Source organism: Nostoc sp. C110 (assembly GCF_043099725.1).
In the GTDB taxonomy this organism is placed as follows: domain Bacteria; phylum Cyanobacteriota; class Cyanobacteriia; order Cyanobacteriales; family Nostocaceae; genus Nostoc; species Nostoc muscorum_A.
The window spans coordinates 2,837,147-2,852,349 of record NZ_CP171148.1; the positions used below are offsets into that span (position 1 = coordinate 2,837,147).

The 15,203-nt window shown below is 41.4% G+C and carries 10 protein-coding genes; 3 read left to right on the forward strand and 7 right to left on the reverse strand.

The window, feature by feature from the left end; all coding sequences use genetic code 11:
- Positions 1–295: 295 nt before the first annotated feature.
- From ACFFRD_RS17665 to ACFFRD_RS17675, 3 genes are all read right to left on the reverse strand, one after another.
- Positions 296–1,309 carry a glycosyltransferase family 2 protein gene (locus ACFFRD_RS17665; RefSeq protein ID WP_392482533.1) on the reverse strand — a complete coding sequence of 338 codons (1,014 nt, stop codon included), beginning with the start codon at positions 1,307–1,309 and terminating at the stop codon, positions 296–298.
- 488 nt (positions 1,310–1,797) lie between these two features.
- Positions 1,798–2,244: a hypothetical protein gene (locus tag ACFFRD_RS17670; protein ID WP_114083579.1), complete on the reverse strand. Its 447-nt coding sequence runs from the start codon at positions 2,242–2,244 to the stop codon at positions 1,798–1,800.
- Between the two features lie 131 nt (positions 2,245–2,375).
- On the reverse strand, positions 2,376–3,605 hold the full coding sequence (locus ACFFRD_RS17675; RefSeq protein WP_392482536.1) for an anhydro-N-acetylmuramic acid kinase: 1,230 nt from the start codon (positions 3,603–3,605) through the stop codon (positions 2,376–2,378).
- 703 nt (positions 3,606–4,308) lie between these two features.
- On the opposite strand from ACFFRD_RS17675, the gene ACFFRD_RS17680 reads away from it, so the two are divergent.
- From ACFFRD_RS17680 to ACFFRD_RS17690, 3 genes are all read left to right on the forward strand, one after another.
- Positions 4,309–5,097: a hypothetical protein gene (locus ACFFRD_RS17680; protein WP_392482538.1), complete on the forward strand. Its 789-nt coding sequence runs from the start codon at positions 4,309–4,311 to the stop codon at positions 5,095–5,097.
- Between the two features lie 486 nt (positions 5,098–5,583).
- On the forward strand, positions 5,584–6,999 hold the full coding sequence (locus tag ACFFRD_RS17685) for a folate/biopterin family MFS transporter (RefSeq protein ID WP_392482540.1): 1,416 nt from the start codon (positions 5,584–5,586) through the stop codon (positions 6,997–6,999).
- 116 nt (positions 7,000–7,115) lie between these two features.
- Positions 7,116–8,612 carry a carotenoid oxygenase family protein gene (locus tag ACFFRD_RS17690; RefSeq protein ID WP_392482542.1) on the forward strand — a complete coding sequence of 499 codons (1,497 nt, stop codon included), beginning with the start codon at positions 7,116–7,118 and terminating at the stop codon, positions 8,610–8,612.
- A 4-nt stretch (positions 8,613–8,616) separates the two neighbouring features.
- Here ACFFRD_RS17690 and ACFFRD_RS17695 read toward each other — a convergent pair whose 3' ends face one another.
- The 4 genes from ACFFRD_RS17695 to kdpA all read right to left on the reverse strand — a co-directional run bounded on the left by ACFFRD_RS17695 (position 8,617) and on the right by kdpA (position 15,016).
- Positions 8,617–9,771, reverse strand: coding sequence for a universal stress protein (locus ACFFRD_RS17695; RefSeq protein ID WP_392482544.1), 1,155 nt, complete (start codon positions 9,769–9,771; stop codon positions 8,617–8,619).
- Between the two features lie 157 nt (positions 9,772–9,928).
- Positions 9,929–10,531: a K(+)-transporting ATPase subunit C gene (gene kdpC, locus ACFFRD_RS17700; protein ID WP_012407111.1), complete on the reverse strand. Its 603-nt coding sequence runs from the start codon at positions 10,529–10,531 to the stop codon at positions 9,929–9,931.
- 343 nt (positions 10,532–10,874) lie between these two features.
- Positions 10,875–12,980, reverse strand: a complete 2,106-nt coding sequence (gene kdpB, locus ACFFRD_RS17705) for a potassium-transporting ATPase subunit KdpB (RefSeq protein ID WP_392482547.1) — start codon at positions 12,978–12,980, stop codon at positions 10,875–10,877.
- A gap of 350 nt (positions 12,981–13,330) precedes the next feature.
- A complete protein-coding gene (gene kdpA / locus ACFFRD_RS17710; RefSeq protein ID WP_392482549.1) occupies positions 13,331–15,016 on the reverse strand; it encodes a potassium-transporting ATPase subunit KdpA in 1,686 nt (561 codons plus the stop codon).
- Between the last annotated feature and the right edge of the window lie 187 nt (positions 15,017–15,203).

Genomic DNA, 15,203 nt, shown 5'->3' on the forward strand with positions numbered 1-15,203 from the left:
TCAAAGAAAGAGATGAGGGCTTCCTGTCTAGCTTTTATCAGCTCCAAGCCCTTGTGTCTCATAAAAAGTTCTCTAGTTTGCCAGAATTTGTAACTGTGATTTTAGTGGTCAATGACTCACAACTAAAGTTTTACTTGATTAACACTTTCATTCTACTTCCAGCAAAACTGTCTTCTGCCTTTGTTTTGTTCAGTAGGGATAACAACAGATACTTATTGCTTGACCAGGTTTTTAACCTTCAGACTTATTATAACTAGGTGAAAATGTATTATTTATGCATGAAATTGTGATAATATCAATTCGCTATTGTTCGTTTTTTCTGTAGGTTATAAGACATATCAAAAACTGATTTATTACCCATTACATGGTATTGTATTCGACGTTTAATAATATTGTTCAACCGGGAAATAAAAACAGACAAAAAGTGCGGATTTTTTATGATTTCTCTTAATGCTGTTAACCATCTTCTTTGCTTTATAGGCACTACAACTTGATAGTAAGCTAGATGTTTTTTATAGGATGCAAGATTATAAGATAGAGCAAGCATTAAAGCTGGATTGTTTTTCACCCTTTCTTGTTGCATGAAAGAATTAGTAGCTATGCAGCATTGATTTAGACGTGATAATATACTTTGACGTACAAGAGAAATAGGGCGTGAGCGGTAGAAATAATAGGGTTCTGGCACAATAAAAAAGCGGGCACTATTGATGAGGCATTCCACATCAAACCAAAAATCTTCAGCTATGCTCACACTTTCATCGTACAGAATGCCGTGCTTAACCAAAAATTCTCGTTTGAATATAGGCTTGCTTAAACCAAAAGGCAGCACTGGTTCTCCATAGACACCACTTTCTACAAAAGAAATGAGATCAATTTGGAGAGCTTCATCTAGATACTGTCCATTTTCTTGAATAAATGTACTCCAAGGAGATGTTGCGCCATCGTGGATTAAATAGAGATCGTCAGCAATTATGTCTGCATTTGTTTTCGCTGCCAGCAACAGAAGTTTTTCTAATCTTTCAGGAGCATACCAGTCATCTGAATCAAGAACAGCAACCCATTCTCCTTTAGCTGCTTTGATGGCACGATTACGCGCAGCAGAAACTCCAAGGTTTTGTTGATTAACTATTACTTTGAGGCGTTGGTCAGTAAAACTTTTAGCGACTTCTACAGTTCTATCACTTGAACCATCATCGACTATGATGACTTCAATATCACTGAGCGTTTGCTCTAAGGCTGACTGTATCGCCTTCGCAATATAAGCTTCAGTATTATAAGCAGGAATAATGACGGATACTTTAGGATTCATAAAACTGAACTCCTGACTACACAGTTAGCTAAAAATCTTAAGATTATGAATATAAATTTGATAACTTCTTTTTTACTATACAACTAAGTAGTCGGCAAGGCAAACGCATCTAAAATTACTCTTGATCGCAACCAAGATTAAGAACCAATGAAAAAATGCTTATTTTTCGTTTGGTTTGGTTTACAAGAATCAAAGCGATGTCTACGACTGGCTATCACACTCTCTACGAGACACTGTGCGTAGCTTGCTTCTTTGCAGCAGGACCAATACTCACTATCGCTGTTGCTTAAGTTTTATCAATAAACAAGTCTTAATGATATTTCTTAAACTTTATTGAGAATAAATTAATTTTGTTGATATTATGTGTTGCCTTGAGTAAGTTGGTCAAAATAAACTTGAACATTGCCAAACCAGTACGTTGCTAAAGTTATTTAGACAATATGGTCTCAGTTTACAGGTTAGACTCACAGCAGCGAGGTAAATTGCTCTTAGGTTGATTGACGCTCTAGGCTAACTTCCATTGTGTTAGTTAAAAAATGACCAGCTAAGATACCACTACTTAGGTAATATCTATCTTCGGAAATCCGATGTAGGGTTTCAAAGCCACTACGACGCTGACGATCGCCTAGTACCCAGTAACGCTGCACAATAGTATCTAGACCAATCCAGCCTTCACCTTCAACTTGCCCCAAAATATTATGCTGTAGTAAAAAAGTATACTGACGCTCTCCCTCATGCAATCGTCCTTTGTATTGTAGAGAGATTTCTGAGCGATCGCTACCAGGAAATATCAGCTTTGTAGCCATAGTGAACCAGTTATCTCGATTCCAAGCTACCAAGGTCATACCCTTGACGCTGATTGGCATACCATTTCGTTCCAGCCAATTTCCTTGCATTGCCCAGCGTCCTGGTTCCAATAAAAAAGTATGAGCCACCTTATATATTCCCTGTCTTGATCGAGTACCGCCAAGATTACAGTTATAGCAGTGCTGTACATGAATAGCGGGGCGTTTAGTCCGTCCTGAGTGAATAATGAAGAAATTTTTTATTGTTCCTCTTTCAGAACTCAGGACTGACTTTGGTGAATTTCTCCCAAAAGCACTTCTTGAGGTGCCCCAGTAGCAGTAGGTAGATTGCCAGGAATGCCCAAATGCCGCCAGTAGGCTAAAACTGCAAAAGCGATCGCTTCTTTAAAATCTGCATTTAACCCAACTTCATCTGTAGCCAATACTGGGATTGATGCCAACAATAACTCTAATCGACGTTTCAAATAGAGATTGCGGCTACCACCACCACATAATAGTACTCGTTGTGGCATTTCTGGCAAAAAAGTTCGGTAACTATGAACAATCGAAGCAGCTGTCAGTTCCGTCAGAGTTGCCAGTATATCAGCAGCATTGAGTTGGTATCCTTGGGCATCTTTTAAACACTGATGTAGATAAGTCACACCAAATAACTCCCGACCAGTAGATTTGGGCGGTGGTAAATGAAAGTAATCTTGGTTGAGCCATTGTTCTACCAAAGGATGGCAAGGAGTACCACTTGCTGCCCAATTGCCATTTTCATCGTAAGTTTTAGCACCAGCGCTTAAATGCTCTACCGCCAGATCCAACAGACTATTTCCTGGGCCAGTATCCCAAGCACGAATTTTTGAGAGCCAGTCACCATGCCGAGGCGCAATATAAGCGACATTACCAATGCCACCAATATTTTGAATACAGCGCCCTTCTTCAGGATGACTGAGCAAATAAGCATCTACTCTGGGCACGAGAGGCGCACCATGACCACCAATAGCAATATCAGCAACGCGGAAGTTGCTCACAGTTGTAATGCCCGTAAGATAGGCAATTAATTCACCCCGCCCTAGTTGGAGACTATAACCCAAAGGAGTGCTAAGTGCTGAATGAGAAGTGAGCATTTCTCTCCCCCTGCTCCTCTGCTCCCCTGCTCCTTCTTTGGGTGGTCGATGATAAACCGTCTGACCGTGAGAGCCAATGAGAGTAGCTAGCTGATGACCAATTTGAATATTTTGGGCGGCTTGGGCAAAGACTTGGGCGATCGCATCATCTATTTCTGCCAATTCTGCCATTGAGATGGCAACACCTGCACCAACCGCTAGTATTTTTTCTCTGAGTTCAGCTGGATAAGGATATGTTTTACCGACTAGTAACTCAACTTTAAGATCCAATTCTGTACCGGAAATCTCTACTAACACAGCGTCTATGCCATCTACGGATGTGCCACTAATTAAACCGATAACGCGAGTAGAGACAGCAGCTTTTTCAGTCGGATGCATTGTTCAAGATTCTTTTTTGGATTGCAAGAGGTAGTTTAATTCATGCTACTACCCATGTCAAAAAAAGTAAGGTGGCATAGTTGATTGGAAAAAGATGAATTTTGAGGGAAAGGGTGAGAGGCAGTCGACAGCATAACGTCGTATTCCCTTGAAGTAAAAAGAATAATTTTTAAATTACAGCAATTCCAGAGTTATGAAATGTATGAGACCTATCTGGATGTATTGTGAAAAATGATGCAATTGGTTCTCATAAAAAGATTATGAAGTTAATCACACAGCAAAATGCAGGTTATTTAATTACCTGAAAGAAGAACCAAGATAATCTTTTTCTTGAGGTTTAAAAACTATTCAGCCAAGGAATAAGCACTGATTTTCAATGGTTTGGCATCGCATAATGCCTCATGCCTTCTTGATCTAGAACCCTAAAAATATAAACTGCCTGCGAATCTCAAAACGGCACTTTTTATAAATGAAGCTTATTTACAATTTAGCACTGATAACTTCGCATTTTCTACATAAAGCTATAGATATCGCACAACATAACATCAGTGATTATTCTCTAAATAAAGTCCAATAGCCTGCATTTCTATCTGAATATAGTCAAATCAAAAAAGTAGTAATCCCTCTGATGTTGGAATCTAGAAGTACATCGCACAATGAGGCTATGAACACGAAAGATTAAAAAACGAAAAAGGATTGTCAAATGAAAAATCTTTTAATTAAGTCTGCGATCGCTTCTAGTGTCGTTTTGTCTTTAGCTACTGTTACCCGCCCTGTAATGGCTGCGTCTTTTTCGATATCAATAGAAGATGCAGGCAAACAAACGGCAAGTTACTCAAATCTTCTTAATTATAATGTACAAAATTTTGATGCTTCAACAACAGGTTATAGTGCAGCAGGCTTGCAATGGACTGGTGTTGGTAGCTATACGAATACTCTGATCGTGGATAAAGATCAATATGGTGGTGCTAATGGAACAGGCAAATATTTTGATGTAGATACTAGCAGATCGGGTAATGGTCAAACGGTTTCCACCTTAAATTTGACAACCGCACAAAGTTACTTTGGACTTTGGTGGTCTGCAGGAGACGCTAATAACGTACTTGAATTTTATTCAAAAGGTACTCTTGTAGAAAGAATTACTACTGCTGATGTGGTTAGTTATATCGCAAAGCTACCAAATAACACCAGTACCAGCTACTACGGTAATCCTAATTCACCAACTCAAAATAAGAGTGAACCCTATGCGTTCATCAACTTCTACGATGTTGCCGGAACTTTTGATCAGGTTAAATTCACCAATGTCGGCGGAACTGGTTTTGAATCAGATAATCACACAGTCGCCACTGGCTACAAGAGTATCACCGGTAATGTCATTAGAGCAGTTCCTGAGTCTTCTTCTGTATTAGGAGTTTTTGCGATTGGTTTTGTAGGTGCTGCTTCAGTTATGACCCGTCGAGCCAAGAAAAAGTCAGTTTTGCAATTGTCTTAAGTCTAGTGGCTTGCAAACAACACAATTTTTAGCTCACATTATTAAGTATCTTCTGCACTTCTGATGATAATTAAGAGAATATCACTCTCAAGCGATCGCCACTTTAATAGCACTGCTTTAAAGCAATTCTATTAAAGACACCAATTCTAGCTCAGTAAGATTTGCCTGATTTTCTCTATGCCTTACTCCCAGGCTCCACTTCGCGTAGCGTGCCACAGGCAGGATTTCAGAAGTTCCAGCAAAAAGTCAACATTAAACACAAGTTAGGGTGAGTTTACCTAAGTAAGCTCACCCTAATTGTTTTGCTGTTTATTTTATGGACAACCACTCTACAACACTTAAGATAACGCCTAGATTGCCTTCTGCTTAGAGATATTGGCATTACCCAGCCTAAAAGCTTAACTTGGCATAGAACTGATCCTAAAGCCTAGGTTTTAAGAATCGATATGATAGAAAAGTAGATAAAACTTAAAAAATATTTATCGAATGGTGCTTCAATCATCTGGCTTGTCCAAGGTCAAAGACTCATTCACACAAAAAATCTTCTTGGGTAATGAACCCAATGCGGAGTTAATTGCAATTCTCACCGTTTACTTTGTCCAAGGAATTTTAGGGCTATCGCGTTTAGCCGTGAGCTTTTTCCTCAAAGATGAACTGTTGCTGAGTCCAGTCCAGGTGTCGGCGCTATTGGGAATTGTCTTCCTACCTTGGATGATCAAGCCGGTATTTGGTTTTATCTCTGATGGCTTGCCCATATTTGGCTATCGTCGTCGTCCTTACTTGATTTTATCCGGGGTACTGGGAACCGCTTCCTGGATGAGTTTGGCCACAATAGTTCATACTAGCTGGGCAGCTACGTTAGCGATCGCTCTTGGTTCTCTCTCCGTCGCCATGAGTGACGTGATAGTTGACTCGCTAGTTGTGGAACGTGCCAGAGGGGAATCCCAAGCAAAAGCCGGTTCACTACAATCTGTATGCTGGGGTGCTTCTGCGATCGGAGGTTTAATTACAGCATACTTTAGCGGTCTGCTGCTTCAATACTTTACTACCCGTACTGTCTTTGGAATTACCGCCTTATTCCCTCTCATTGTCTCAGGGGTAGCTTGGTTAATTGCTGAATCTCCCGTTAGTAAAGATACTAATGAGAGTAATCAAACTAACCCTTTACCAATCAAACATCAACTGAAGCAACTACGCCAAGCTATTACCCAAAAAACAATTTGGCTACCAACGGCTTTTGTCTTCATCTGGCAAGCTACCCCAAATGCTGAATCAGCCTTTTTCTACTTCTCTACCAACGAATTACACTTTGAACCAGAATTTTTGGGGCGGGTAAACTTGGTGACAAGTTTCGCTTCTTTAGCAGGTGTTTGGATTTTTCAACGTTTTCTCAAAAGCATTCCTTTTCGCGTGATTTTTGCTTGGAGTACCGTCCTTTCTTCAATGTTAGGGATGACGATGCTGTTGTTAGTGACTCACACAAATCGGCTGTTGGGTATAGATGACCACTGGTTTAGTTTGGGTGATAGTCTTATTCTCACTGTGATGGGGAAAATTGCCTTTATGCAAGTCATGGTTCTAGCAGCAAGGCTTTGTCCCTCTGGAGTGGAAGCAACTTTATTTGCCTTGTTGATGTCTGTATTTAATTCAGCAGGAACGGTTTCCCAAGCATTGGGGGCATTAATCACCTATTGGTTAGGGATCACTGCAACTAACTTTGAGTCACTTTGGCTATTGGTGATAATTACTAACCTTAGTACGCTGTTACCCCTACCATTTATCAATTGGCTTCCTGCTGCTGAAGAGCAAGCTGAGACATCCAAAGATGGGGAACAAGCTTTCTTACCTGATTTGATGTCTGAGTTGGTACTGACAGAACCAGAGTCGGAAATAGTGGAATAGTGTAATAAATCCAAAGTCGAGTCAGTGCGCTGCCTCCCTGTTGCAACCTTGCTGCAACGGAATTCTTTTTAGCTGCTACATATTTTTGTACGAGATAACAATAAAAAACAAAGCTTATGCATTTGAAAAGTCAAGGAAGCCCAGTTACAGAAAAATTTTATACTCGTGCAGATTGGCAAGGTGGGTATCAATCTCTCACCCAAGAATTTGATTATTGGATTGATGATATAGAAGGGGAAATTCCCAGAGAATTAGAAGGCACGCTGTTTAGAAATGGCCCCGGTTTGTTGGATGTGAATGGAAAATTTCTTCATCACCCGTTTGATGGAGATGGGATGATTAGCAAAATTACCTTTACCAACGGTCGTGCCCATTTTCGCAACCGCTTTGTCCAGACAACTGGGTATTTGGCAGAGCAAAAGGCGGGAAAAATTCTTTATCGCGGTACTTTTGGTACTCAAAAACCCGGTGGTTGGCGAGCTAATATCTTTGATTTCAAACTCAAAAATATTGCTAATACAAATGTTATCTATTGGGGTGGTAAACTGCTAGCACTATGGGAAGCTTCTGAAGCATATCGCCTCGATCCCAAGACTCTTGAAACTTTGGGAAATGAATATTTTAATGGTGCTTTGTCAGCAGGTGAAGCTTTCGCTGCTCATCCCCGCTTGGAAAAGAATTGTGAACAAGATGGGGGCGAACCTCGCCTAGTAAATTTCTCGATTAAGCCAGGATTATCTACCACCATTACTATTTTCGAGCTAAACTTAGTGGGTGAAATTGTTAGACAGCAAGCTCATAAGGTTCCCGGTTTCTGTTTCATTCACGATTTTGTTATTACTCCCAACTACTGCATCTTCTTTCAAAATCCTGTCACATTTAATCCCATACCTTTTGCCTTGGGAATACGTGCGGCAGGAGAATGTATCAAATTTCAAGCAAATCAACCGACAAAAATTATAATTATTCCCCGTTTTCCCAAAGAAGGGCAAGAAGAGATAAAATTTCTGGAAACTCAGTCGGGTTTCGTTTTCCACCACGTTAATGCTTTTGAGGTAGGAGAGGAAGTTCTGATTGATTCTATTTGCTACCAAGATTTACCAGAAGTGGAGCCTAAAAGCGATTTTCGACAAGTTAATTTCGAAGCTTCTTCACCTGGGCAACTTTGGCGATTTTATCTAAATCTCAAGAATGGGACAGTGCAGCGAGAATTGATTGATAGTCGCTGTTGCGAATTTCCCAGCATCCATCCGGCGAATGTGGGACACCCTTATCGATATCTATATATAGGTGCGGCTCATGCAGAGAGTGGTAATGCTCCCTTACAAGCATTGCTGAAAATTGATTTACAGTCTGGGGAAAGACAGTTTTGGAGTGCTGCACCTCGTGGTTTTGTAGGTGAACCGATTTTTTTCCCGCGCCCAGATTCTGAAAAGGAAGATGATGGTTGGGTATTAGCTTTAGTTTATGATGCTGCCCATCACCGCTCAGATTTGGTAATTTTGGATGCTAGTGATTTCTCTAAAGGAACAATTGCACGGCTACATCTCAAGCATCATATCCCTTATGGGCTGCATGGAAGCTTTACTTCTGAAGTTTTTGGGGAAATTTGATCTCCTATTTGGATGAAACCATTTTTTCGCTGGCAATGATATGCAAATCGATATTTTTGAGCAAGCGCACCAATTTTTGCGTCAAAGATCCTTTGAGGAGCATTTGCCAGCGCGATCGCTGACTCTCTCCAATTACAATTTGGGTAATCCGATATTTCTCGGCGACTTCTGCGATCGCATTAGCTATGTTACTGTTAGTAACACGAAGAAAAGTACCTTCAAATTCGTTACAGAGTTTCTCACAAGTGTGGATGTGTAAGCTTTCCTCCTTGGTGAGGAATCGTTCTGGATCGGCAACAAACAAAGTATAAAGTGGGGCATTCATGTAGCTAGCTAACCTCGCACCCCGGCGTAACAACTGTACTGAGTTGGGATAAGTAGATACACACACCAAAACGCGCTCATGAATATTACAGGATTGTCCATTGGGGATAGTAGCGATCGCATTTTCTTCTACGTTGTCTGCGACTTCGCGCAAAGCTAACTCCCGCAAAGCAATCAGGTTACGGCGTTGGAAAAAATTATCAAGGGATTGCTGGATTTTTTCGGATGCGTAAATCTTGCCTTCTAATAACCGTTCTTGTAGTGTTTCTGGCGTAACATCTACCACTAATATTTCATCCGCATCATCCAGAATTCTGTCAGGAACACGCTCACGGACGACTACACCAGTAATTCTAGCTACTAAGTCATTAAGACTTTCCAAATGTTGCACATTCATTGTGGAGTAGACATCAATACCTGCTGCCAAAACTACTTCTACATCTTCGTAGCGTTTTTCGCGTGGTGAACCAGGGACGTTGGTATGGGCAAGTTCATCGATTAAGGCTAATTGGGGCGATCGCTTTAAAATAGCATCTGTATCCATATCCGTTAGTGTCAACTCACCGCGAAGATATTGCTTACGGGGTAAAATCTCCAGTCCCTCTGCCTTCTCCTCCGTATCCTTGCGTCCGTGGGTTTCCAAAAGCCCAACGATGACATCAATTCCTTCTTGTTTAAGTGCGTGTCCCTCTTCTAGCATCCGGTAGGTTTTCCCTACTCCAGGAGCCATACCAATAAATATTTTATGTTTACCCCGCCGTCGTGCCGGATAAACTGAGTAACTTCCAGAATTTAAAGGTGCAGTGCCATTCCAACCAGTATTATTGTCTGACATTTCATTCTTGGTTTCTATCGCAATCCTATTTCATCGGAAAACGGCGCTTTATCTATCCCCCTTATAAGTGCTGTTAGCAGATAGCTAGGGTTGAGCGCGTGAATAGTAAATCTGACTTCTTTGCTCACAACTCGCAACTGTTTTGCCCAATTCCCATTTATTGATTTTGCTGACGATTAATATCTTGCAAGTCAAGAGCATAATTCAATCGGAGAACGTTGACTCCCGGCTCACCAAAAATCCATAAAAATCTGCCATCGGTATACTTGTTAATTAAACGTAGGATCTCATCTTCTTTGACTCCCCGCGCACCTGCAACCCGCGTCAATTGCTGCCGTGCTGCTTTGAAGGAAATATGCGGATCTAAACCAGAACCAGAGGTATAAATCATATCAGCGATCGGTTGAAGATTTTCGTCTCGCAATTGATTTGCCTCTTCTAGAATCCGCTTTAGTAGCTCTGGATTGCTAGCAGCGAGATTGCTGGCTCCAGATATGCCAGTTGGCTTTGCTTTTTTTCCTTGGCTATATCTAACAGTACTAGGACGAGGATGGAAATATCGCTCGGATGTGAATAGTTGACCAATCAAAGCTGAACCAATTGGTTCATTATTTAGATTCAGCATAATGCTGCCATTCGCTTGATAGGGCAAAAAAACTTGACCCACTACAAGAATGATCAGAGGATAGATTATTGCAGTCAACAACCAAAGCATTAGAGTTATAAAAATTGCTCTGATAGTTTCTCGAATAATAGCCATAAAAACTTTTCCAATTATTACTAAAATTAATTTTTAATTTTAATTCTTTTACCCAATCAGAACGATATTCGAAGATGCTGTTGCTAACAGCATAAATACCTGGGGCAATTACCACATTCAAGCACAGCAGGATAAAAATAGCGAGTGTGAGTGTTGTTTAAGCAATTGCAACCAAACAAAGAACATCGCCTGTATCAGATTTATCGACAAAAACTTTTCCCAAACATCGACCTGTTTATTCATATTCTTTTGGTTCTCTCTCTCAACGGTAAAAGTAAAAATGTTTATTATTTTACTTTGGTCAAGATGCGCTCGTTTCGCAGCGTCTCTACTTTTTCTATCCTTAAGCCAAACCTACAAGTGTAATCAGTATGTCTATCAACTTAATGGCGATAAATGGCGCAATCACTCCACCTAAGCCGTAAATTAAGATATTGCGTTGGAGTAGCTGATTAGCTGTCAGTGGCCTAAACCGCACACCCTTCAATGCCAAGGGAATCAAAGCTGGAATAATCAAAGCATTATAAATCAGCGCTGATAGTACAGCAGACTTAGGGCTAGTTAAATTCATAATATTCAGGCTTTGTAGATTAGCAGCGACAAATATCACTGGGATAATTGCAAAGTATTTAGCAATATCATTAGCGATAGAAAATGTCATCAAAGCTCCGCGAGTAATCAACAATTGTTTACCAATGCTAATGATATCGATCAGCTTTGTCGGATCGGAGTCCAAATCCACCATGTTGGCGGCTTCTTTTGCAGCTTGTGTCCCTGTATTCATGGCAACGCCAACGTTAGCTTGGGCTAATGCGGGAGCATCGTTAGTCCCATCTCCCGTCATGGCAACTAGTTTACCTGCTGCTTGTTCCTTTTTAATGACACTGATTTTGTCTTCTGGTGTGGCTTCAGCGATGAAGTCATCCACTCCAGCTTCTTTAGCAATAACAGAAGCTGTGATTTGGTTGTCTCCAGTTAGCATAATGGTACGCACTCCCATCCGTCGCAGTTGGTCAAAGCGATCGCGGATACCAGGTTTAACTATATCTTTGAGATAAATAACCCCATAGATTTCGTTATCTAAACTAACTGCTAGAGGTGTACCTCCCAAGCGAGAAACTCGTTCGTAGGCAGCATCCAATTCTGGCGTATTGCGTCCGTTGCGAGAACGGACAAATCCTTTAATGGCTTCTACTGCTCCCTTTCTTGCCTCATACCCACCAGGTAAGTTAGTCCCACTCATCCGTGTTTTGGCGGAAAAATCAACTCCTTCTGCCTGGTTAGAGTCGAAATCAAACCGTGCTACTAGTTTTTCTGCCAGTCGAATAATAGATTTACCTTCTGGTGTATTGTCAAAGATACTAGCCGCCCACGCAACATTAGCAATTTCTGATATTGAATGACCGTTGATAGGGATAAACTCTTCTGCCAAACGGTTGCCGAGGGTAATTGTACCTGTCTTATCAAGAACTAAAGTGTTTACATCACCACAGGCTTCGACTGCTTTTCCGGAAGTGGCAATGACGTTAAATTGGGCAACTCGATCCATACCAGCAATGCCGATGGTACTGAGTAAGCCGCCAATGGTTGTAGGAATTAATGCCACTAATAGGGCAATTAAAGTTGGTACGCTGACTGGACTGTTGACATAGTAAGCAAGTGCGGGCAGAGTTACCACGACTAACAAAAACACTAAGCTGAGAACTGCTAACAATACAGTCAGGGCAATTTCATTGGGTGTTTTGCTGCGTTCTGCCCCTTCTACTAAGGCAATCATTCGGTCAATAAAGCCTTTGCCTGGGTCAGTAGTGATCCGGATAATTAATTCATCTGAGATAATCCGTGTCCCACCAGTGACAGAACTGGAAACATCTGAGCCTGATTCTTTTAATACTGGTGCAGATTCTCCAGTAATTGCCGATTCATCTACTGAGGCAACGCCCATAATTACCTCACCATCGCCGGGAATGATATCGCCAGCAATAACGTAGATGTTATCGCCCTGTCTCAGGCTGGTGGATGAAACTTCACTAATTGTGCCGTCGGGAGCGAGTTTTTTAGCGATCGCCTCTGATTTGGTTAATCGCAAGGCATCAGCTTGAGCTTTACCCCGACCTTCTGCCAATGCTTCAGCAAAATTGGCAAACCAAACTGTAAAGAATAAAATCCCCGACAGTAAGCCATTGAAAAGTTGCGGGTTCTTTTGTAGGGCTGGGCCAAATAAATTGGGATCAATCGTGAGCAATAGAATGATGATTGTCCCCACCCAAACCACAAATATTACTGGATTTTTGATTACATACTTAGGGTTAAGCTTGACAAAAGCATCTCTAATTGCCCTTAAGTACAGCCACTTTTTACTTGTCCTTGCTTTTTTACGTCCTTGACGGCGATCGCCAGAACGAGGATTTGGCCGTCTAGCTCTGAAGTTAGTTGCCACTTGATTCATGAATAAAGTTAGGAGTTAAAAGTTAAAAATTAGGAGTTAGGAGTTAGAAGTTAGGAGTTTCCAATAAAAAATAGATCCAACCTTTAGGGCACGCTATGCGATCGCGAACACAATGCCAAAGCGATGCTCGTTCCTACCTACCTCTGTTCGCGTTCGATTGTCACCAGAAGGACGGACGATCGAACGCGAACAGTGTGTCGTAGACAAGACTCGCTAACACCAGTCGCCTACGGTAGGAAACCCTCCTACAGCGATGGATTCAGCACAAAGCACTGGCTCCCCTACAAAACAGGATAATTTATTTATTTTTTGGTATTCTCTTAATTCCAGACTTATAACTCATAAATTTTCTAATTGCCAGATGCTAGTTTCAAACCCTCAGCTATGGGGCCTAAAGCTAAAACGGGAAAGAAAGTCAATACTCCCAAAACCAATGTCACTCCAGCAGTGATACCAGTAAATACTAGAGAATCAGTTCTTAGGGTACCAAGGGTTTCTTGTACTTGTTGTTTGCGAGACATACCGTCAGCTAACAGCAGGATGGCAATTATCGGAATGTAGCGTCCTCCTATTAAGCTAACTAAAGTACTCAAGTTCCACCACAGGGTGTTGTCCTTCAACCCTTCCAAGCCGGAGCCATTATTTGCGGCGGCTGAGGCGTATTCATAAACTACTTGAGAAATACCGTGATGGCCAGAGTTACTAATTCCAGAGAGAGAGATGGGATAAGCCAGGGCGATCGCACTGGGAATCAAAACTAGAATTGGGTGAATCAACAACACGACGCTAGCGAGGACAATTTCGCGTTTTTCAATTTTGCGTCCTAAAAACTCTGGGGTGCGTCCTGCCATTAGTCCAGTTAGGAACACTGTGAGAATTAAGTAAATAAATAAGTAAGCTGTTCCAGTTCCCTGTCCACCCCAAATAACCTGGATAAACAAGTTGAAGAGAGTCGAAAATATTCCTTGGGGCATCAAAGAATCGTGCATCCCATTCACAGCGCCAGACATAGTAGCGGTAGTCATAACTGCCCAAAATGCCGTTTGTAACCAGCCAAACCGCACTTCTTTCCCCTCTAAATTGGGTTGTTCTAATCCAAAGGCGTTATTAACTAGGGGATTACCTTGCAATTCTCCCACGGCTGTCACTCCCACCAAAACTACAAAAATCACAAACACCATCCAAAAAAGCAGCCAAGCTTGTTTGATGTTGTTGGCGAATATACCGTAGGTGTAAATCAAGGCTGCTGGGATAGAAATCATGGCGATCATTTCTATCAAGTTAGAAGCGCCATTGGGATTTTCAAAAGGATGTGCTGAGTTTACGCCAAAAAAGCCTCCGCCGTTCTCGCCCAAAAGTTTAATCATTTCAAAGGATGCCACCGGGCCTCTGGCAAGATATTGTGTCCCGCCTTCTAAGGTTCTCACATCCATAGTCTTCGCTAATGTTTGTGGTACACCTGTTAGAAGTAAAGCGATCGCTCCAATAATCGAAATCGGTAGCAATATGCGCGTAATTGCACGGACGATATCGACATAAAAGTTTCCCAGCCTTCTACCCGTCAGCCCGCGAATAAAGGCAATTCCCACAGATAAACCGGTGGCTGCGGAGGTAAACATCAAAAAGCCTAAAGCCGCTACCTGGCTAAAATAGCTTAAGGTTGTCTCACCAGCATAGTGCTGCTGGTCGGTATTAGTTACAAAGGAAATGGTTGTATGCAGTAATACATCCCAACTGGGCGCACCGAAACCGTTAGGATTCCAGGGCAACAGCCTCTGAAAATATAACAGTAAATACACTGAAATACCCATAATCAGGTTGCTGTACAGCACAGCCCGAATATACTGCGAACCAGTCATATCATCTTTTCTGCGAACACCCGCTAGTACGAACATACTTCGTTCTATGGGGTTCATTAAAAAATCCAGTAGTGTTCTTTCTCCCAAGAAGACATGGGCGATGTATCTACCAAGTAGCGGAGTAATTGCTATGACAATACACAGCGTTAAGCCAATTTGCAAAAAACCTTGTCCCATATATTTCGCGCCGGGTAAAATTTAAGTGCTAGCAAGCCAATTATTAGAAATAACAGATTAACTGTTGAAGTATTTGATTTGGAGGAATTTAGTGATATCTCATATCACCGCCATTTTGTAATCTGGATTTACTATTTTCAGTTATTGCTATTTTCCAGATAGTTATTTAACTTATTGTTAAAAATAT